The sequence below is a fragment of the Tenggerimyces flavus genome (assembly GCF_016907715.1).
Classification (GTDB): Bacteria; Actinomycetota; Actinomycetes; order Propionibacteriales; family Actinopolymorphaceae; genus Tenggerimyces; species Tenggerimyces flavus.
In genome coordinates this window covers 2,017,857-2,038,161 of record NZ_JAFBCM010000001.1, presented here as the reverse complement: position 1 = coordinate 2,038,161, position 20,305 = coordinate 2,017,857, and the positions used below count along the sequence as shown (strand labels likewise).

Genomic DNA, 20,305 nt, shown 5'->3' with positions numbered 1-20,305 from the left:
CCTTCTGCTTGACCCATCCGACCGGAGTCTGTGTGAACGACGGCCCGCTTATCGTCCAGTCCGACAAGACCCTGTTGCTCGAGGTCGGCCACGCCGACGCCGACGACGCTCGCAAGGCCATCGCGCCGTTCGCCGAGCTCGAACGCGCGCCCGAGCACGTCCACACGTACCGCCTCACTCCACTCGGGCTCTGGAACGCGCGCGCCGCCGGCCACGACGCCGAGCAGGTCGTCGACACGCTGCTGAAGTACTCGCGCTACGCCGTTCCGCACGCGCTGCTCGTCGACGTGGCGGACACGATGGCGCGGTACGGACGACTGCGACTGGAGAACCATCCGCAGCATGGACTCGTGCTCGTCACGACCGACCGCCCGGTGCTCGAAGAGGTCGTGAAGAGCGCGAAGCTCAAGCCGCTCATCGGCGCGCGCGTCGACCCGGACACGGTCGCCGTGCATCCGTCGGAGCGCGGTCACGTCAAGCAGGTGCTGCTGAAGCTCGGCTGGCCGGCGGAGGACGCGGCCGGGTACGTCGACGGCGAGGCCCACCCGATCGCGCTGGACGAGGACGGCTGGACGCTGCGCCCGTACCAGAAGATGGCCGCGGAGTCGTTCTGGCACGGCGGCTCGGGCGTCGTCGTTCTGCCTTGTGGGGCAGGGAAAACGATCGTCGGCGCGGCCGCGATGGCGCACGCGCAGGCGACCACGTTGATCCTCGTCACGAACACCGTCGCTGCGCGGCAGTGGAAGGACGAGCTGATCAAGCGGACGTCGCTGACCGAGGACGAGATCGGCGAGTACTCCGGCGCCCGCAAGGAGATCCGGCCGGTCACGATCGCGACGTACCAGGTCATGACGACGAAGCGGAAGGGTGCGTACGCGCACCTCGAGCTGTTCGGCGCGCGCGACTGGGGACTCGTCCTGTACGACGAGGTGCACCTGCTGCCCGCGCCGATCTTCCGGATGACCGCCGACCTGCAGGCCCGGCGCCGGCTCGGGCTGACCGCGACGCTGGTGCGCGAGGACGGCCGCGAGGGTGACGTGTTCTCGCTGATCGGGCCGAAACGTTACGACGCGCCGTGGAAGGACATCGAGGCCCAGGGCTGGATCGCGCCGGCGGACTGCGTCGAGGTGCGGGTGACGCTGACGGACGCGGAGCGGTTCGCGTACGCGACGGCCGAGCCGGAGGAGCGGTACCGGCTCGCGGCGTCGACCGAAACGAAGGCCCGCGTGGTCGAACGGCTCGCTCGGCAGCACCGCGGCGAGCACACGTTGATCATCGGGCAGTACATCGACCAGCTCGACGACCTGGCCGAACGGCTGGACGTGCCGATCATCAAGGGCGAGACGACCGTTCGCGAACGGCAGCGGCTGTTCGAGGGCTTCCGCTCCGGCGAGATCGACCTGCTGGTCGTGTCGAAGGTCGCGAACTTCTCCGTCGACCTGCCCGAGGCGTCGGTGGCGATCCAGGTGTCCGGAACTTTCGGCTCGCGGCAGGAAGAAGCGCAGCGCCTCGGCCGGTTGTTGCGGCCGAAGCACGACGCGCGAGCGGCGCGCTTCTACTCCGTGGTGGCCCGCGACACGGTCGACCAGGACTTCGCGGCGCACCGGCAACGGTTCCTGGCCGAGCAGGGCTACGCGTACCGCATCGTCGACGCCGACGACGTGCTGACCGACGACCTGCCCACCTAGGCTCGAGCTTTCGTCCAGCGGTTGCTTCGACCGCCCGGCTCGCCCCCGCCCCTGGGCTTTATGTGGGGTGGACGCCAGGAAATGGGGGCACTGGCCGGGTAAGGCGACCACGACGCTTCGCCTGTGGGGGCCGACCCGCGGTCAGGCGGATCGGCCCCATGACCCGCCGGGACCTGAGAGGGATCAGGGCACGTGGAGTTCCGGCGGGAGCATTGGTCAGCCGAGCGCGTCCGCGAGGACGTCGGGCTGGCTGAGATACACCTCGTGGTCGTCCGCGGCCTCGACGATGATCGGCTCGGCGCCGACCTCGGCGGTCAGCCGTTCGGCGATCGCGACGTGCATCGGCGCCGCGTTCTTGCCGATCGCCACGGCGACCTTCCCGGCCGGCAGCGAGCCCGGTGCGAACTCGTGCCTGGTGATGATCCGCGCGTCGTCGCGGACCGCGGCCTCGGCGTTCACCATCTGGGCTTGGACTTCCGGGCTGGACAGGTCGGCCGCGCCACCGGACATCAGCTCGATCAACACGGCGAACGCCGCACGCCAGTCGCCGGGCTGCGCGGCCAGCTGCGCGTCGAGCGGCACCAGTATCGACGCGTGCAGGTCGGCCCCGTCGGGCAGCGCCGTGATCGCGGCCGGCTCCCACGCGATCGCGCGCTCGACGAGCTCGGGGTGACGGGCGGCCAGCTCGAGCGCGATCACGCCGCCGGAGCTGAAGCCGAGGACGGTCGCGGGTACGGCGTCCAACGACCGGAGCAGCTCGGCGGCGTCGGCCACGTGCTGGGCAACGCCGCCCTCCGGCCAGTCCGCCCGCGAGCTGGCGCCGGTGCCGCGGCGGTCGTACCAGATCACCCGGCGACCGCGCGCGGCGAACGCTTCCGCCTGCGGGGCGAGCATCGACGCGTCCTCGGCCGCGCCATGGATCAACAGCAGCGGCGTACCCGTGCCCGCCACGCGGTAGGAGAGCGTCATCGTCTCGCCTTTCGTTTAACTCTAACTATATTGAACATAGGCTAAGGTAGCTCAATGCCATCGCGTGCGCAAGAACGTCGCCCGTACGACGCCACCGGCCGCCGAGCCCAGGCCGAGGCGACCCGGGAGCGGATCCTCGCGACCGCGCGGGACCTGTTCGTCGAACGCGGCTACGCCGGCACCTCGGTCGCGGACATCGCCAAGGCCGCCGGCGTCTCCACTCCCACGGTGTTCGCCGGCTTCAAGTCGAAGGTCAACCTGCTCAAGCTCGCCGTCGAGACCAGCCTCGTCGGCGACGTCGAGTCGACACCGCTGCACGAGCGCACGGAGATGCGGGACGTGCACGCGGGCGCGACCGCGGAGGAGGTGCTCACCCGGCTCGCTGCGTTCATGGTCCTGCGCGGGCCGGCCGTCACGCCGATCTTCATGGTCATGTACGCCGCCGCGGACGCCGATCCGGCGATCGCCGAGCTCGCCGACACCCTCGACGGCCACCGGCTCGCGGGCGCCGAACAGCTGGCGGCGACCGTCGCCGACCGGCTCGGTGACGTGTCCGCGGCGCGGCGGAACGAGATCCGCGACACGATCTGGACCCTGAACTCGCCGCACCTCTATTACCTGCTGGTCCGCCAGCGCGGCTGGACGCCGGAGCGCTACGGCGACTGGATCCGGACCGCCTTCTTGGCCCTCATCGCTTAGTGATCGAATTACACCGTTGTTGTTACTAGTGTGTCGGTTGTTGCATCTGGTGCGTATGTGGTTAATGTGTCAAGATTTTGCACACTGGTCCGTAGCGGACAGTGGCGATCGCGCTACGAACGGCTCGGACCACCGCGAGATGTCGGGTTCTGGAGGTTCGTACCGTGGCCGTTCGATCCACCACCCGACCCCACCGACTGGGCTTCCGCCCCCGCCGGCGCCGGCGGGGGTGGATCGGGGTCGTGGCCCTCGGCGTCACGGCCGCGGTCGCGTCGATGATCGTCACCACCCCGTTCGGCTTCGCCGACCTCGAGCCGGGACTGTCCGAGCCGGACACCTCGGCGATCGGACCCAAGACTCGCGTCGTGGAGTACCGCGACCTTCGGCTGGTCGTTCCGGCCGAATGGCCCGTCCACGATCTCGACGCGCATCCGGACACCTGCGTACGGTTCGACAAGAACGCCGTCTACCTCGGGGCGCCCGGGGATGAGCAGGACTGCCCGGCTCGCGCGATCGGCCGCGCGGACACCGTTCTGGTGGCGCCCGTCAAGGACGCGCCCGGGCTCGCGGCCGCCGGCGCGCTGGCGAGGGTTGGCGAGACCCCCTCGGTGGCGAGCAAGGCCGACGAGAGCGACGAGAACGCCGCGAGTTTCATCCTCTCCGGCACCGCGTTGTCGGTGACCGCGACCTACGCCGACGACCCCACCCGCGTCGACGCGATCGTCAACAGCGCAAGGTACGACGGGCCGACTCGTTCCCTTCCTCGCAAGGACCTCCTCGACCGCGCGCAAGGCCTGGTTGACAGGGCGCTCACGGGGCCGGCGAGCACGTCCACGCGCTTCGGCGGGCAGGGCTTCGACACGTGTACGGCGCCGTCGAAGTCCGCGATGACGGCGTGGCTGAAGTCGTCGTACCGCGTGGTCGGCATCTACATCGGCGGGCTCAACCGCGCCTGCGGCGACGGCAACCTCGACGCCGACTGGGTCAGCTCAGTCACCAAGCAGGGTTGGCGATTGCTGCCGATCTACGTCGGCCGCCAAGCCCCGTGCGCGTTCCAGAAGGGCATGGGCGCGATCAACCCGGCGAAGGCCGCCAAGCAGGGCCGCGACGCCGCCAAGGACGCGGTGAAGAAGGCGCAGAAGTTCGGTCTGTACGCCGGCAGCACGCTCTACAACGACATGGAGGGGTACGACGACCGCAAGAAGTCCTGCAAGGGCGCGGTGCTGACGTTCCTCCGCGAATGGACCAAGCAGCTGCACGATCTCGGCTACCTGTCCGGCGTCTACTCCAGCGCGAGCTCCGGCATCAAGAACCTCGCCCAGCACTATGGCTCGCCCACGTTGGCGATTCCCGACGTGATCTGGACCGCGCGCTGGGACAACAAGAACACGATCTGGAACGAGCGGTACGTCTCCGACGACAAGTGGGCGGTGCACCAGCGCGTGAAGCAGTACCGCGGCCCGCACACCGAGAGCTGGGGCGGCAAGCGGATCAACATCGACAGCAACGTGGTCGACGCGACGCTGGGTTCGGTGATCTACCGCTACAACGTGGTCGCGTCGTCGACACTGCGGGCTCGGACCGGGCCGGGGACCTCCTACGACGACGTCCGGACGTTCGCGCCCGGCGCACCGCTGAAGGTGATGTGCCAGGCGTTCGGCGAGAAGGTCAAGAACGATCCGGTGTGGAACAAGCTCGCCGATGGCACGTACGTGAGCGATGCGTACGTCACGACCAAGAGCAAGACCGGCTTGACGCGGCCGATCCCGTTCTGCACCTATCCGTACCCGATCACCGGCGACGGGCTGCGCATGCGCGACGGGCCGTCGACGACGGGGAAGGCGCGCGGCGTGATCCCCTCGGGCGGGTTGGCGTTCGTGGTGTGCCAGCGCGCCGCGGAGAAGGTCCGCTCGACCGCGGTGTGGAACAAGCTCGACAACGGCACCTGGGTGTCCGACGCCTACGTGCTGAGCCCCGGGCGGCCCGGCTTCAACCCGAAGGTGCCACGCTGCCCCGCCTGGCTGTAGGCAGGTAAACCCTTACGACCGTGCCGGCGGTCTGTGTTACGTTGCTCGGCCCTTCCCGGCACTTCGGAGGTCTCGCCATGCCCACCTACGAGACGACGACTCCCCCCGATCCGGACCTCGCCGCCGAACGCACCCACCTCGCCGACTCCCGCGACGCCCTGCGCGCCATGCGGGAGCGCACCGAGGGGATGCGGGCGGACGGCGGCGACCCGGTCTCCACCGAGTTCCTCAGAGCCAACCTCTACTGGCGCGCGAAGGCGTTGGCCGACGACCCGACCATCGCGCTGTTCTTCGGCCGCCTCGACTACCTGGCCGGCCAGGGCCCGTACGGCATCGCCCAGCAGGAGCAGTACTACGTCGGCCGCCGCCACGTCTCCGACGCCGCGGGCGACCCGATGGTCGTCGACTGGCGCGCGAACGTGTCCCGCCCGTTCTACCGCGCGAGCAAGGCCGAGCCGCTGGGTGTGGAACTGCGCCGGCGGTTCGGGTTCCAGCACGGCGAGCTGACGGCGTACGAGGACGAGCGCCTCGGCGATGTCACCGACGACGCCGACCACGCGAGCGCGATCCTCGAGGCGGAGATCGAGCGGCCGCGCGTCGGGCCGATGCGCGACATCGTCGCGACGATCCAGCCCGAGCAGGACGACATCGTGCGCGCCGACCTGTCCGGGACGGTCGCCGTGCAGGGCGCGCCGGGCACCGGGAAGACGGCGGTCGGACTGCACCGCGCGGCGTTCCTGCTGTACGCGCACCGCGACCAGCTCAGCCGGCAGGGCGTGCTCGTGGTCGGGCCGAACGACTCGTTCCTCCGCTACATCGGCGACGTGCTGCCGGCGCTCGGGGAGATCGACGCGAGGCAGACGACGGTCGCTGAGCTCGTCGGCAAGGGTCGGATCCGCGGTGTCGACGCCGCCGATATCGCCACGCTCAAGGGGGATGCGCGGCTCGCCGAGGTCCTGCGCCGGGCGGTGTGGTCGCACGTGGACACCCCGCGCGAGGGCCTGATCGTGCCGCGGGGGGCGCGGCGGTTCCGCGTTCCGACATACGAGGTCGCGGAGAGCGTCGAGGGGATCCGTTCGCGCGGCGTGCGCTACGGCGCGGGGCGGAACATGCTGCCGCAGTCGCTCGCGCACCGGGTGCTGCTGCGGATGGAGGCGGACGGGGACTCGCCGGACGACCGGGTGCAGGACGCGGTGGCGAAGAGCCGCCCGGTGAAGACGTACGTCGACGCGCTCTGGCCGGCGGTGGACCCGGCGCGGCTGCTGTTCCGGCTGTTCTCCGAGCCGGAGTTCCTGGCCTCGCACGCGGAGGGGATTCTGACCGCGGAGGAGCAGGCGCTGCTGGTGTGGGCGAAGGCGCCGAAGACCCCGGGCGCGGCGCGTTGGTCGGTGGCCGACGCGGTGCTGCTCGACGAGATCGGCGACGTGGTCGACCGGACGCCGAGCCTCGGGCACGTCGTCCTGGACGAGGCGCAGGACCTGTCGCCGATGCAGCTGCGCGCGGTGGGGCGGCGCTGCACGACCGGGTCGGCGACCGTCCTCGGCGACCTCGCGCAGGGCACGACGCCGTGGGCCGTGCGGGACTGGCCGACGGCGCTGACGCACCTGGGGAAGCCGGACGCGCACCTGGAGGAGCTGACGCGCGGGTTCCGCGTGCCGGCAGACGTGATCGAGTTCGCCGCCCGGCTGCTGCCCTCGATCGCTCCGACGCTCGCGCCGCCCTCGTCGGTCCGGCGGACGCGGGGTGACCTGGTCATCCGTGAGCTGCCCCGGCTCGGGCCGTCGATCATCGGGGACATCCGCGAGGTGGTCGAGCGGCCGGGCTCGGTGGGGCTGATCGTCGCGGACGCGCGGATCCGTACGGTGCGCAAGCTGCTCGACGACGCGGCTCTGTCGTACGCGGTGCTGGGGGACGAGGACGACGTGGAGGCCCACCTCGACGTGGTGCCGGCGTCGTTGGCGAAGGGTCTGGAGTTCGACCACGTGCTGGTCCTGGAGCCTGCCGAGATCGTGGCCGCCGAGCCGGACGAGACCACGGGCCTCCGCCGCCTGTATGTGTGCCTGACGAGAGCGGTCACGTCACTGACCGTCCTGCACGCCGAGCCCTTGCCCTCCCAGCTCTCCGCCTGATTCGCCCGTCGGCGAGACTGAGCGGCATGGGGTCGTTGCATCAGCGGGTGGCACGCTCGGCGTTGGCGGATGCGTACGGCGGGTTGGAGCAGGTCGTCACGTCGTTGACCGAGGCCGACTTCGCCCGCGCGAGTCGCTGCACCGGGTGGACGGTGGCGGACGTCTTGTTCCACGTTCTCCTCGACGCACAGCGCGCGCTGGTCGCGTTCGGGACGCCGGCGCGGACCGCGCCGGATCTCGATTACGTCAGCTACTGGCGGAACTGGATGCAGCCGGAGAACGCGTCGTTCGCCGCGGCTCATGCGAGGTTCGTCCGGATCAGCTCCGCCGCGTACGTCGACCCGACCATCCTCGCCCGGCACTGGCAGGGCACCGCGAGCGCCGTCCTGCAGCTCGCGAACGGCACGCCCGGCACGGACCGGATCAGCACCCAGGGCCACGTTCTCACCGTCTCCGACCTGCTCGGAACACTCGCGGTCGAGGTGACGATCCACCATCTCGACCTCCTCCTCGAGCTGCCGGGTCGTGCCCTCCCCCGGCCGTCCGCGACCGAGCTGACCGTGCGGACCCTCGACGAGCTCCTCGGCGAGAACGTCACCAAGCCCCCGTGGAACGACGCCACCTGGATCCTCAAGGCCACCGGCCGCGAGCCCCTCACCACCACCGAACGCAAGGTCCTCGGCGCGCACGCCAATCGAATCCCCCTCCTGGGTTGACGTTTCGTGGACGCGGGGGGAGATCGGACCAGCCGGCTGGTCGCTCGCTTCGGCAGGCACTATGCCGCGTACATCCGTGCCGCGGTCATCGTGCCGACCTGCGCGATCGGTCTGCTGCGCTCGCCCGACGCCGAGCTCGCGCTGGTCACGAGCGCGCTCGTCGGGTGGAGCGCGTTCTACGCCTGGTACCTCCTCCGCCGCGAGGGCACTGTGGCCGTCGCGGTCGACGTCGCGGTGCTCGCGCTGTTGTGCGCCTCGGTCCCCTGGATCGACGCGGTCGAGGAGTCCAACGTCGGCTGGATCCGGTTGCTGGTGACGTTCTCCTGCATCGCCTACCAGTGGCACCTCAGCCCGCTGGCCGGGCTCGGCGCGGTCCTCGTCACGGCGGGACCACTGACCACCGCGGTCGTCCTCGCCGACGCCGACGGGTCCGTGGTCGCCTCGGTGCTGTGGATCGTCGCCGCGGCCGCGTTCTCCCGCGTCGTCTGGCAGCTCATCCAGCGCGGCGCCCACACCGCCGACCGGCTCGCCACGCGGACCGAACGGGCCCGCGAGGCACAGCAGGTCGCGGCGACCGTACGGCTCCGTGAGCAGGAACTGGCGAACGCCCTGCACGACACCTCCGCCACCACGCTGCTCATGGTCGGCAGCGGGCAGGTCGCCCGCGATGCACCGTGGCTCGTTCCTCGTGCCAGGCGCGACCTCGAGCTGCTCGTCGACTTCGGCGACCGCGTTCCGCCGGACGCCGAGCTGGTCGCGTTGCTCCGGGTCGAGCTCAGCGCGGTCCCGTTCGACCGGATCGACGTACGGCTCCCGAGCACTGTCGCGCTCCCGTTCCGCGTGGCGCGAACGCTGGCCGACGCGGCGCGTGAGGCGCTCAACAACGTCGTCCTGCATGCCCATGCGGGCAAGGTCGAGGTCGCGCTCACCGACGACGGCGACCTCGTCCGGATCGCCATCTCCGACGACGGCGTGGGTTTCGACGTCGCCACGAGTCGGTCGCACGGACGAGGGCTGCGGCACTGCGTACGCGGCCGGATGGCCGACCTCGGCGGCGTCGCAACGATCTCCTCGAGCCCAGCCGGGACCACCGTCGTCCTGGAGTGGCGCCGTGGTGTCTGACGGGGACGCGGTCGAGCAGTCGACCCGCACCGAGCTGCTCCTCCGGCTCCGGGTCGGCGTGCTCGTCGTGGCGGGCGGCGCGCTGTTCGTCTCCGGCCTGACGAACCTGACCCGGGCCTGGGACAGCTACGACCTTCCTGGCGTGCAGCTCGCGGCGTTCGCCGTCCTCGTGGCCGTGCTCGCCAGGGAGGCGTACCTGCTGGTGCGTCGTCGCGGGTGGCTTCTTGCGCACCAGCTCCTGGCCGTCGCGGCTGTGCTCGCGGCGAGCGTGATCTCGTACGCCACGCTGCCGACCGGCCACGTGGCGACGTCCGGCGACTGGGTGTACGGCGTGGCGAACTGGGTCGGACTCGCGGTGTTGATCGGCGGGCGACTCCGCCTGCAGCTCGCGTTCCTGGCCGTGCACGGGCTGCTGGGCGTGACCCATCTCCTGCTCACGACCGAGGGCACGGACTCGACCTGGCTGCGGTTCGCCACCGGCTCGCTCGGCGTGCTCGGCTACCCGTTGTGCATCGCGCTGCCGGCGGCCGCGTTCCGCCGGATCGCCACGACGGTGGCGACCAACCGGCGCGAGCTCGAACGGCTGCGGATCGACGAGGCAGCCGCGGCCGAGACCCACCTGCACCGGCAGACCAGGTTCGCCCACCTGACCGACAGCGCGATGCCGCTCCTCGAAGGTCTGGCGAGCGGCGCTCTGGATCCCCAGGACGCGCACGTACGGCGGGACTGCGCGATCGAGGCGGCCCGGATGCGGCGGCTGTTCGCGGAGGTAGACGCCGTTCCGCACCCGCTGCTGCACGAGCTCCGGCACTGCGTCGAGGTTGCCGACCGCAAGGGCGTTCTGGTCGACTTCGAGGCGCGCGGCACCTGGCGGGAGCTCGGTCCGGACGTACGACGCGACCTCACCGACGGCCCGCTGATCGCGCTCGCGACCGCTCGATCGTGGGCCCGCCTCACGGTCGTCGGAGAGCCCGCGCTGGTCTCGGTCAGCGTGGTCGCGGACTGCGGCCCGATCGACGTCCCGGCTCCGGCGACGAACGTCCAGCTGTCCGAGGTTCGCCATGACGAGGTCGTCTGGGTGGAGGTGCGATGGCAGCTCGAACCGTCACCGCGGTGATCGTGGACGACCACGCCGCGATCGCGGCGGGCGTTCGCTACTGGTTCGAACGCGCGGATCCGCCGATCGCGCTGATCGACGCCGAGGACCGGCTGGTCGACGTGTGGACGGGTGCGGGCGCGACCGCGGACGTCGTGATCTTCGACCTCGAGCTCCGGCCCGACCATCGCGAGTTCGGCGGGCTGCGCCGGCTCGTCGAGAGCGGCCGCCGGGTCGTCGTGTACTCCCAGCACGCCGACACCGCGACCGCGATCGCCTGCATCGACCTCGGTGCGTTGGCCTATCTCACCAAGCGCGAGGGCAAGGAGCACCTGGTGCCGGCTGTTCGTGCCGCGGCCGAAGGCAAGCCGTACACCGCGCCCTCGCTCGGCGGTGCCCTGGCCACCAACCGGGCACCGGATCGGCCGCGGTTGTCGCCGCGCGAGATCGAGGTGCTGCGGGCCTGGTTCGCGTCGTCGTCGAAGGTGCTCGTGGCGACCAAGCTCGCGATCAGCGTGAAGACCGTGGACACCTACATCGAGCGCGTTCGGGTGAAGTACGCGAACGTCGGACGCTCCGCTCGTACCAAGAGCGAGCTCGTCGCGCGAGCTCTCGCGGACGGCGTGATCACGCTCGCGGAGCTCGACGCGGCCACTCGGCTGTAGGGGATTCGCCTGACACCAGGGCGGTGCGGACGCTCCTAGCTTGGGCGCGCAGGTGTCGAGTCATCCAGCCGAGGGGGTTTGTCCGTCATGCACGCACGATCACGTCCCACCCGATCCTGGTTCCTGCTCCTGGCCTTGGGCCTGGTGCTCACGTTCGCCCTCCAGACCGTCGGTGCGGCGCCGGCCCAGGCCGCCACGCGCGCCGGCATCGTCGCGACCGCCAACGCCGAGGTGGGCGCGTCACAGGCGAACGGGCGATGCGAGAAGTACGGTCCATGCCAGTCCAGTGCCTGGTGCGCCTACTTCACCACCTGGATCTGGAAGACAGCCGGCGTCAGTCCGTACCCGACGACACCCACCGCGCGGGCGACCGGGTTGTGGGCACAGAGCCGCGGCCTGTGGAAGGCCCGGCCGTCCGGCTCTAAGGGCGATCCGCAGCCCGGCGACATCATCCAGTGGGGTACGCCCGCGCAGGTGCAAGGCGGGCACGTCGGCATCGTCACCGCCGTCCACTCCAACGGCACGATCACCACCGTCGAGGGCAACGTGGGCGACGCCGTTGTCCGGCGGACGATCAATCCGATCACCGACACCCAGGGCAACGACAACCTGCACGTGGCGGGCTACATCACCCCGCCCAACGTGGGGCCGGCCAACCTGGCGGCGGAGAGCAGCAACGGCGACCGGTACGACGAACTGTTCGGCATCGACCCGAGCGGCGTGATGTGGAGCTATCCCGGACTCGCGGCCGGTGGCTTCGGAAGCAGGGACCGCGTGGGTCCGGGCTGGGGAGACTACTCCCGCATCGGGGTCGGCGACTCGAACGGTGACGGCTACGCCGATCTGTGGGCGATCGGGCCGAACGGGTCCATCCACTACTGGCACAACAACGCGGCCGGTGGCTTCAACTCGCTGGTCGAGGAGGGCAACGGCTGGGGCGCCATCGACTACTTCTCGCTCGTCGACGTCAACGGCGACAACAAGGTCGACATCCTGGGCCGGGACGGCACCACGATGTGGTACTACCCGGGGCTCGGCCGGGCGAAGTTCGGGAGTCGGGACGAAGTCGGGCCGGGCTGGACGACGTACCCCCGCCACTTCGGTGGTGACGCGGACGGCGACGGAGACGGCGACATCTGGGCGACCGACACCGGTGGCGGTCTGTGGTTCTGGAAGGGGACCGGACAAGGGACGTTCGCCTCGAAGATCGACGCGGGCGGCGGCTGGACCGGCTTCAACCGGATCGGCGTCCTCGACGCCAACGGCGACAGCCGCGCGGACATCCTCGCGGTCCGGCTGTCGGACTACACGCTGTGGCAGTACAACGGGCTCGGCAACGGCAAGTTCGCCAAGGCCGAGCCGGCGGGGGTCGGCTGGAAGGGCTACGGCATCGCCACGTTCTAGCCTCGATCTTTCGTCCGGCGGTGGGTTCGACCGGTCCACCCGCGCCCTGGGGCAAATGATCATGTTTACATGATCATTTGCCCCTTTACGTGGGGTGGACGCCAGGTAGAGCGGCCACTGGCCGGGTAAGGCGACCACGACACGCTTCACCTACGGGGCCTGGTCGGGCCCCAGCTCCCTTACTTGGTTGCGTAGTCCTTCAGCTCGATGTCGGTCGCGAACTTGTCGGTCAGCTTCAGCATCGCCTTCAGCAGGAAGCCCGAGCGGAAGGTGAGGTTGCGCAGCCACATCTTCCAGCGGGTGGGTGGTGCCAGGAAGGCGCCGGCGCTGGCCTGCTTGGCGATCTTGGAGTAGCGCACCATCTGCTCCTCGTACCCGGCGAACGCGCGGACGTGGTCGCCGCCGGCTTCGGCGAGCTCGCCGGCGAGGACGTACGCGCCGACGATCGCGAGGCCGGTGCCGAAGCCGCCGAGGGTGTTGCCGTACGCCGCGTCGCCGAGCAGGACGATGCGCCCCTTCGCGTAGTGCTCCATGTCGACGCGGGCGAGCGCGTCGAGGTAGAAGTCGTCGGACGCGGGGACCTTCGCGAGCAGCTCGGGAATCCGCCAGCCGGTGTTGTCGCGGTACGCGTCGAGCAGGATCTTCTTCATCTGGTCGCTGTCGTACCGGTCGTACTCGAGCTCCTCGGACTTGAAGACGAAGAACGCCTCGGCTTTCGGGCCTCCGACCGCGACCATCCGGCCCGGCTCGTTGTACATGAGCGCCTTGCCACCGGAACCGAGCTGGGCGATCGCGTAGTAGTGGTCGAGGTGCTTGACGTAGTCGTGCTCGGGCCCGAACGCGAGCCGGCGCACGTTGGAGTGGATGCCGTCGGCGCCGACCACGAGGTCGAAGGTGCGGGGCGCGCCGCGCTGGAAGGTGACGTGCACGCCGTTCGCGGTCTCGGTCAGCGAGGTGATCGAGTCGCCGAACACGTACTCGCACTGGTCCTTGGTCTTCTCGTACAACAGCTGGCCGAGGTCGCCGCGCCGGATCTCGATGTCGCCGCCGGTGAACTCGCCCGGGATGACGGTGAGGGGCTTCTCGTTCGCGTCGATCACGGTCTGGTCGTGGCCGCCGGTCTGCAGGCTGAGGACGTCGTCGAGGATGCCCATCCGCTCGAGGACCTTGTGGTGGGTCGCACCCTTGAAGTCGACCGCCTGACCACCGGAGCGCGGGCCGGACGACCGTTCGACGACGGTCACGGTGCAGCCGTAGCGGGCCAGCCAGAGAGCGAGGGCGGGGCCGGCGATGCTCGCGCCGGAGATGAGGACTGTGGTGTTCTTCATGTCCCGTAGCGTCGCGGCCGGCGCTGACGGCTCGGTGACGGTTGGCTGACAGCTACCGGGTCGAACCGTCCACGACCGTCAGCGCGCGCTCCTTGTCGAGCTCGGCGCCGCGCGCGTACGCCACGGCGAAGGCGCCCGCGCCGATGAGCCCGCGGGCCTCTTCGGTGACCCGCGCGACCTGCGGATCTCCCGCCACCGCGGTGCCGCGCAGGGCGACGGCGACGCCGAGCAGCAGCGCGGCCCGATCGCCCTCGCCGGCCGCGACGACCTCCCCGGCCAGGCCCTCGGTCGCGTCGGCCACGTCCGCGGCGAACGGTGACGTCCGCGCCGCCGCGACCGCCTCGGCGTGCCGGCCGAGTGCGGTGAACACCTGCGCTCGCATCGAGGCGAACCGGAAGCTGCCCGCCTCGACCGCGGCCGACGCCTCGGCCAGCCGCTCTCGGACGGCCTCCGGGTCGTCGCGGCAGCGCGCCACGTTCGCGAGCCCGAGCGGCACGGCTGGCGGGATGCCGGACCCGGCCTTCACGGAGAACTCGGCGGCGCGTGCGAAGTCTTCGGTCGCCGCGTCGAGCTCGCCCTGCCGCAGGAACGCGTTGCCGCGATGACAGAGCAGGTCGGCGCACTCCTCCAGCGCTCCGAGCTCCTCGAACGCCCGCAGCGCGGTCGCCCAGTAACCGTGCGCGCGCTGCCACTCGCCCCGCCAGCCGGCCGCCTGGGCGAGGAAGTCCAGTGCCTGGGCGCTGCCCCAGCGTTCGCCGAGGCTCTGGAACGTCGCGGCCACCTCGACCAGCTCGCGTTCGCCCGCGGCGGGTCGGCCGTCGAGCAGCTGGAACAGCGCCGTGCTGAGCCGGCCGAGCGCGGCGTTCCAGGGGTCGGAGCCCAGCAGGGCCGGCGTCTCCGCGTCGTCCTCGTCGGGCGGGCCCGCGGTCATGCCCCAGATCGCCGCGCCGAACGGGTGCTCGAGTGGTCGGTCGAAGCTCCGCATGATCGCCTTGGCTCGCTCCCAGTGCTCGGGCGCGGCGGTGGGAATCGCGTGCACGACGCAGGCGACGTACTCCTCGTCGAGGTCTTCGGGCTCGTGCTCGAGCAGGGTGGCGGCCGCGGCGCCGGCCTGGCTTCGCCGTCCGGACAGCCAGAGGTAGGCGGCCAGCGCGGCGACCATCCGGTAGCCGGTCTCGGTCTCTTGGTCGTGGGTCGCGGCGTACCGGAGTGCGGTCATCAGGTTGTCGTGCTCGGCCGTCAACGTGGCCAGCCAGTCGAGCTGCTCTGCGCGCCGCAGGTACGGATCCGCTTGCTGGGCGAGCGAAAGGTAGTAGCGGGCGTGGGCCCGGCGGACCTCTTCGGTGAGCCGTTCGGCGCAGAAGAGCCGGATCGTCTCGAGCATCTCGTAGCGGGATCCGTCGCTCCGGACGATCGACTTGTCGACGAGGTCGGCGAGCAACACGTCGGCGTCGGGGACGTCGCAGACCGCCTCGACCGCGGCGAGGCTCGCGCCGCCGGCGAAGACGGCGAACCGGCTGGCGAGCTGGCGCTGCTCGTTGGTCAGCAGGTCCCAACTCCACTCGATCACGGCGGTGAGCGTCTGGTGGCGGGCAGCGGCCGTCCGGTCCCCGCGGGACAGCAGCCGGAACCGTCCGTGCTCGTCCAGCCTCGTTGCGAGCTCGTGGACGTCGAACTCGCGGAGCCGCGCGGCCGCGAGCTCGATCGCGAGCGGCAACCCGTCGAGTGCGGCGCAGAGCTGGGCGACCTCGGCATGGTGCTGACCGGGCGCGTACCCGGGACGTACGGCGGCCGCCCGGTCCTCGAACAGCCGCACCGCGTTGTCGGCGGCCAGCGGCTCGAGCGGGAGCAGGGTCTCGCCGGTCAGCCCGAGTGGCTCGCGGCTGGTCGCGATGACATGCAGGTCTGGGCATTCGTCGAGCAGCGTGCGGACGATTCCGGCTGCAGCGGCGATGACCTGCTCGCAGTTGTCGAGCACGAGCAGCAGGTTGTCGTCGAGGGCGGCGGCGAGCCTTCGTACCGGCTCGACGCCGGCCGGTTGGAAGCCCGCCTCGCGGAGGCCGAGCGCGGCGAGAACGGTGGCGGCCAGCTGGTCCTCGTCGTCGTCGTGCAGGGGCGCGAGGTCGGCGAAGCAGACCTCGCGACCATCTCGTCGTGCCACCTCGATCGCGAGCCGGGTCTTCCCGGTGCCGCCCGGCCCGACGAGCGTGACCAGGCGGGGCAGGTCGGCCAGCCGTTCGAGCTCGGCGTCTCGGCCGACAAAGGTGGTGAGCTGTGCGGGCAGGGCGCGCCTTGTGGGCTTGGCGGCCCCTTCGGCGCGGAGGATCGCGAGGTGGATCGCGGCCAGCTCGGGCGAGGGGTCGACGCCGAGCTCGTCGGCGAGGAGGCGGCGGGCGGCTTCGTACTCCTCGAGCGCCTCGGCCTGGCGGCCGGCTTGCTGGAGCGCGCGCATCAGCTGGCCGCGCAGCCGTTCGCGCAACGGGTGCTCGTCGACGAGGCGGCGCAGCTCGGCGACGTTGGTGCCCTCGGGGAGGGCGAGCTCGGCCTCGACGAGGTCCTCTCTGGCGGCGAGCCGAGCTTCTTCGAGCCTGGTCGCCTGGGCCTCCGCGTTCGGCAGGTCGGCGAGCGGCTGCCCGCGCCAGAGGTCGAGCGCCTCGTGCAGCGTGGTGACGGCCTTGGCGTGCGCGCCGGCGGCGAGCAGGCGGTGGCCCTCGCGGACCAGGCGTTCGAACCGGTGCACGTCGACGTCGTCGGGGTCGACCGCGAGCCGGTAGCCGCTGCCGTGGAACTCGACGAGGCCGTCGGGGAGATCGCGCCGGAGCCTCGAGACCTGAGCCTGCAGGGCGTTCGTGGCGCCCGCGGGCGGGTCGTCGCCGTACTGGCCGGCGATGAGCTGGTCGATGCTGACGACACGGCCGGCGTCGAGCAGCAGCAGGACGAGAAGGGCACGCGGACGTGGCCCGCTCACCGCGACCTCGTCGCCGGTGGCGGACCGGAGCTGGAGTGGTCCGAGTACGCCGAACTGCATGGGCTGGATTCTGCCTCGCCTTACCGACAACGGAAAATGGGAGGGTGACGGAGTTGTGGACAACCCTGTTCTCGCGGTGGACGCGCCTGCTTCCCGGCGCCGACGACGTCGGGCGCGACCTGTTGGAACGGTACGGGGAGGCGCATCGGCGCTACCACGACACCGAGCATCTGGCGGAGGTTCTGGTCGCGATCGACGTTCTCCACAGGCACGCGTCGGACCCGGATGCGGTAAGGATCGCGGCATGGTTCCATGACGCCGTCTACGACCCGCAACGCAAGGACAACGAGGAGGAATCGGCACACCTTGCGGAGTCGGTCCTTCCCGGGGCCGGCGTCGCGGAGTCACGGATATCGCGTGTTGCCGCGCTCGTTCGTTTGACAACTACACATGACCCAGCGGCCTCGGATGTGGACGGGGCGGTGCTGAGTGACGCCGACCTCGCGGTGCTGGCGTCCGAGCCGGAGCGGTACGCGCGGTATGCGTCTGACGTACGTGCGGAGTACGCGTTCGTGCCGGAGGACGCGTTCCGGCACGGGCGGCTGAACGTGCTGGAGGACCTGCTGTCCCACGGCGCGCTGTTCCGGACCCCGACCGGGCATGCGCTGTGGGAGGAACGGGCGCGCCGGAACCTGACCACCGAGGTGGCCCTGCTCCGGATGGCGTGACCTGTCTCAGGCTCGGCGGGAGCGCTTGCGCCGGCGGAGGCCGGAGTGGTGCAGGTGGGCGACGAGCTCACGGCTCGACGCCGGCACAGCGCCGGCGGCGACGATGTCGTCGTAGCGTTCCTGCGGCACGTCGTAGTGGTCCCGGTCGAAGCCCCGCTCCGGGATCCCCAGCCCCCGCGCGAACGCGTGCAGCTCCTCGTACGACGTGTCCGACACGAGGTGCGACCACAGCCGGCCGTGGGCCGACCACGCTGGCGGGTCGACGTACACGGTCACCGCGGCACGTCCGCGGCGCGCGCGACTTCCTCGTCGACGAGCTTGCGCCAGGCGCGGACGTACTTCGCGTCGACGTACGCCTTCCACGAGCTGTCCGGGCGGACCGAGCTGCCCACGTGGAAGGACCGGATCCCGGCCTGTGCGAGCCAGGGGACGTGCTCGGCGCGCAAGCCGCCGCCGGCGAGGACCAGGCCGCCGTCGCCAAGCCGGCCGCGGCGGACGAGCTCGTCGAGGCCGGTGTCGACGCCGCGGACCGAGCCCGCGGTGAGGACCGCGTCGAGGCCGGGCAGGTCGCGGACGACGTTCCAGGCGAGGTCGGACTCGAGCGCGTGGTCGATCGCGCGGTGGAACGTCCACGGGAGTTGCACACCGATGGCATGGTGGATTCCGTCCAGCAAGCTGGAGGTGGCGACGATGTCGACCTCGGTCGACAGGCTGAGGAAGCCGAGCACGAACCCGTCCGCACCGGCGTCGGCGTACTGCTTCGCGAGCGCGGCCAGGCGGCCGAGCTCGGGCGGCGAGGTGGTGAAGCCGTCGGCGAGCCGGAGCATGACCCGCATCGGCAGCCCGCAGCGGCGACGGATCGCGGCGACGGTCTTCGGGTCGGGCGCGAGCCCGTCCTGGTCCATCGCGTCGCACACCTCGAGCCGGTCCGCGCCGCCCTCCTCGGCGGCCGCGGCGTCGGCCGGGCCGAGCGCGATGATCTCGAGCAGGGCCCGGCTGTCCGGGATAGGCTCCGGATTCGCTGACGAGCCCGACGCGGTCATGGCTCCAAGAGTGCCAGGATCGACCCCGTGACGTCCGACGACCCGCTCCTCGCGGCCCGCGCGCTGGTGCTGCACGACCTCACCAGCTACAGCTTCGCCGACCCGCGCGCCGTGTCGATCCTCGAAGACGCCGTGGCCGAACGCCGCTGGTGGGTGCAGGAATGGCCCGAGGGCGCGGCCTACGTGGCCGGCCAGGTCGCCCAGGACGTCCAGGACGCGCTCCTCGACACGATCGGCCGGTGGCCACTGTGCAAGGCCTGCGACCTGGTCGAGCCGCACGAGCTGCGGATCAACCCCGAGCTCGGCCCGGACCCACAGTGGGTGTGCGAACGTTCCGGCATGGCCGTCTCGCCGCTGGGCAAGCTGTGATCGAGCAGTACGAGCTCCCTGGCGACCAGGTCTTCCCCGAAGGCATCGCGGTCGGCGAGGACGGGCGGACGTTCTACGTCTCCGGCGCGAGGAACGGCGCGATCTACCGCGGCCACGTCGACCAGCACCGCCTCGAGGTCTGGCAGGAGCCAGGCGTCGACGGCCGCGACCGGGCCGTCGGCATGACCGTCGACGCACACGGGCGGCTGCTGGTCTGCGGCTGGACGAGCGGGTGCCTGTACGCGTTCGACACCCGCACCGGCGACGCCTGCGGAACCCGCCACGTGCCGGCGAGCGAGGCCGGGCTGAACGACGTCACCGTGCACGACGAGTACGCCTACGTCACCGACTCCGGTGAGCCGCTGATCTGGCGGTTCGCGGTCGGCGACGAGCTCGGCGAGCCGGAGCGCTGGCTGGACCTCGGCGAGCACGGCGCGAGCACGAAGCCGTTCACCGACTTCCTCAACGGCATCGTCGCCACCCCCGACGGCCGGGCGCTGATCGTCGCCGCCCAGGGCGCCGGTGTGCTCTGGCGGGTCGACCTCGCCACGAAGCAGGCTGCCCGGATCCCGCTGGACACCGCGGTCAACGGCGACGGCCTCGCCTACGTGAACGGCACGCTCTACGTTTGTGACAACACCGACGAGCCCGACGGTTCGGTCCGCTACTGGCTCACCGCGGTCGATCCCGACGCCGCCCGCCTGCTGGGCCGCTGGGAGCGCCCGCACGACGACTCGCCGACCACGCTCGCGTCGGTGGAGGGCCGGCTGCTACTGGTCCACTCCCAGTTCGGCGCCGACCGGCTCGGCCGCGCCGGGGCACCGTTCACGGTCGGCGTTCTCGAGGCGCCGCTGTAGCTGGTCGCGGTACCGTGATCAGGTGGAACGGCCGCTCGTCGACCGCGGAACGCTCGTCTGGCTGGAGCAGGCGCGCGAGTTCCTGCGTGCCGAGGCGGACTCCGGCCCGGTGCTGCTCGAGCAGGCCGCGGCGATCGCGTGCATGTCGCCGTTCCACTTCCACCGGCTGTTCGCCCGCGCGTACGGGGAGACGCCGCACACGTTCGTCACCCGGCACCGGATCGACCGCGCCAAGGCGCTGCTCGCCGCGACCGACCTGACCGTGCTGGAGATCTGCCTGCAGGTCGGCTACTCCAGCGTCGGAACGTTCTCCCGCCGGTTCGCCGAGCTCGTCGGCCGCACCCCGTCCGACTTCCGGCGCAGCATCCGCCCGGTCCTGATCGCCGTGCCGCGCAACGCGAAGCTCTGGACGCCGCGGTTCGTCCCGCTCTGCTTCACCAACGGCTGGGCGCGCGAGGCCGCGTAAACGCAAGATCGGAGAGGCACGCGCCGCCCGC

At 71.1% G+C, this 20,305-nt stretch carries 18 protein-coding genes; 13 read left to right on the top strand and 5 right to left on the bottom strand.

Annotated features, from left to right (window positions below; genetic code table 11):
• Nucleotides 1-32: 32 nt before the first annotated feature.
• The gene (locus JOD67_RS09415) at nucleotides 33-1,688 is read left to right on the top strand and encodes a DNA repair helicase XPB (RefSeq protein ID WP_205117049.1); all 1,656 of its coding nucleotides are present in this window, start codon (nucleotides 33-35) and stop codon (nucleotides 1,686-1,688) included.
• A 216-nt stretch (nucleotides 1,689-1,904) separates the two neighbouring features.
• Here JOD67_RS09415 and JOD67_RS09410 read toward each other — a convergent pair whose 3' ends face one another.
• The gene (locus JOD67_RS09410) at nucleotides 1,905-2,657 is read right to left on the bottom strand and encodes an alpha/beta fold hydrolase (protein ID WP_205117048.1); all 753 of its coding nucleotides are present in this window, start codon (nucleotides 2,655-2,657) and stop codon (nucleotides 1,905-1,907) included.
• 54 nt (nucleotides 2,658-2,711) lie between these two features.
• Here JOD67_RS09410 and JOD67_RS09405 point away from each other — a divergent pair, with 54 nt between their 5' ends.
• From JOD67_RS09405 to JOD67_RS09370, 8 genes are all read left to right on the top strand, one after another.
• Nucleotides 2,712-3,356: a TetR/AcrR family transcriptional regulator gene (locus JOD67_RS09405; protein WP_205117047.1), complete on the top strand. Its 645-nt coding sequence runs from the start codon at nucleotides 2,712-2,714 to the stop codon at nucleotides 3,354-3,356.
• Between the two features lie 242 nt (nucleotides 3,357-3,598).
• Complete coding sequence (locus JOD67_RS41800) at nucleotides 3,599-5,383, top strand: glycoside hydrolase domain-containing protein (RefSeq protein ID WP_205117046.1); 1,785 nt, start codon at nucleotides 3,599-3,601, stop codon at nucleotides 5,381-5,383.
• Between the two features lie 77 nt (nucleotides 5,384-5,460).
• Nucleotides 5,461-7,512, top strand: a complete 2,052-nt coding sequence (locus JOD67_RS09395; protein ID WP_205117045.1) for a HelD family protein — start codon at nucleotides 5,461-5,463, stop codon at nucleotides 7,510-7,512.
• A 26-nt stretch (nucleotides 7,513-7,538) separates the two neighbouring features.
• Entirely contained in the window at nucleotides 7,539-8,228 is a 690-nt protein-coding gene (locus JOD67_RS09390; RefSeq protein ID WP_205117044.1) for a maleylpyruvate isomerase N-terminal domain-containing protein, read from the top strand.
• A 6-nt stretch (nucleotides 8,229-8,234) separates the two neighbouring features.
• Entirely contained in the window at nucleotides 8,235-9,350 is a 1,116-nt protein-coding gene (locus tag JOD67_RS41795) for a sensor histidine kinase (RefSeq protein WP_205117043.1), read from the top strand.
• Complete coding sequence (locus JOD67_RS09380) at nucleotides 9,343-10,467, top strand: hypothetical protein (RefSeq protein ID WP_205117042.1); 1,125 nt, start codon at nucleotides 9,343-9,345, stop codon at nucleotides 10,465-10,467. The genes JOD67_RS41795 and JOD67_RS09380 overlap by 8 nt, the downstream gene beginning before the upstream one ends.
• Nucleotides 10,440-11,111, top strand: a complete 672-nt coding sequence (locus tag JOD67_RS09375; protein ID WP_205117041.1) for a response regulator — start codon at nucleotides 10,440-10,442, stop codon at nucleotides 11,109-11,111. The genes JOD67_RS09380 and JOD67_RS09375 overlap by 28 nt, the downstream gene beginning before the upstream one ends.
• An 87-nt stretch (nucleotides 11,112-11,198) precedes the next feature.
• Nucleotides 11,199-12,515: an FG-GAP-like repeat-containing protein gene (locus JOD67_RS09370; RefSeq protein WP_205117040.1), complete on the top strand. Its 1,317-nt coding sequence runs from the start codon at nucleotides 11,199-11,201 to the stop codon at nucleotides 12,513-12,515.
• Between the two features lie 179 nt (nucleotides 12,516-12,694).
• Here JOD67_RS09370 and JOD67_RS09365 read toward each other — a convergent pair whose 3' ends face one another.
• Together JOD67_RS09365 and JOD67_RS09360 are read right to left on the bottom strand one after the other, a co-directional pair.
• Nucleotides 12,695-13,843 (bottom strand): FAD-dependent monooxygenase, encoded by a 1,149-nt coding sequence (locus JOD67_RS09365; protein ID WP_205117039.1) that lies wholly within the window; start codon nucleotides 13,841-13,843, stop codon nucleotides 12,695-12,697.
• A 52-nt stretch (nucleotides 13,844-13,895) separates the two neighbouring features.
• A complete protein-coding gene (locus JOD67_RS09360) occupies nucleotides 13,896-16,871 on the bottom strand; it encodes an AfsR/SARP family transcriptional regulator (RefSeq protein ID WP_205117038.1) in 2,976 nt (991 codons plus the stop codon).
• 44 nt (nucleotides 16,872-16,915) lie between these two features.
• Here JOD67_RS09360 and JOD67_RS09355 point away from each other — a divergent pair, with 44 nt between their 5' ends.
• Nucleotides 16,916-17,539, top strand: coding sequence for an HD domain-containing protein (locus JOD67_RS09355; protein ID WP_307782328.1), 624 nt, complete (start codon nucleotides 16,916-16,918; stop codon nucleotides 17,537-17,539).
• 6 nt (nucleotides 17,540-17,545) lie between these two features.
• On the opposite strand, the gene JOD67_RS09350 is transcribed toward JOD67_RS09355, so the two are convergent.
• The gene (locus JOD67_RS09350; protein WP_205117037.1) at nucleotides 17,546-17,815 is read right to left on the bottom strand and encodes a DUF4031 domain-containing protein; all 270 of its coding nucleotides are present in this window, start codon (nucleotides 17,813-17,815) and stop codon (nucleotides 17,546-17,548) included.
• Nucleotides 17,812-18,582: a copper homeostasis protein CutC gene (locus JOD67_RS09345; protein WP_205117036.1), complete on the bottom strand. Its 771-nt coding sequence runs from the start codon at nucleotides 18,580-18,582 to the stop codon at nucleotides 17,812-17,814. The genes JOD67_RS09350 and JOD67_RS09345 overlap by 4 nt, the downstream gene beginning before the upstream one ends.
• A gap of 27 nt (nucleotides 18,583-18,609) precedes the next feature.
• Here JOD67_RS09345 and JOD67_RS09340 point away from each other — a divergent pair, with 27 nt between their 5' ends.
• From JOD67_RS09340 to JOD67_RS09330, 3 genes are read left to right on the top strand one after another with little or no spacing between them, the layout of a single operon-like run.
• Nucleotides 18,610-18,951, top strand: a complete 342-nt coding sequence (locus tag JOD67_RS09340) for a DUF8819 family protein (protein WP_205117035.1) — start codon at nucleotides 18,610-18,612, stop codon at nucleotides 18,949-18,951.
• The gene (locus tag JOD67_RS09335) at nucleotides 18,948-19,808 is read left to right on the top strand and encodes an SMP-30/gluconolactonase/LRE family protein (RefSeq protein ID WP_205117034.1); all 861 of its coding nucleotides are present in this window, start codon (nucleotides 18,948-18,950) and stop codon (nucleotides 19,806-19,808) included. Before JOD67_RS09340 ends, JOD67_RS09335 begins: the two co-directional genes overlap by 4 nt.
• A 22-nt stretch (nucleotides 19,809-19,830) precedes the next feature.
• Nucleotides 19,831-20,274 carry a helix-turn-helix transcriptional regulator gene (locus JOD67_RS09330; RefSeq protein WP_205117033.1) on the top strand — a complete coding sequence of 148 codons (444 nt, stop codon included), beginning with the start codon at nucleotides 19,831-19,833 and terminating at the stop codon, nucleotides 20,272-20,274.
• The last annotated feature ends 31 nt before the right edge of the window (nucleotides 20,275-20,305 follow it).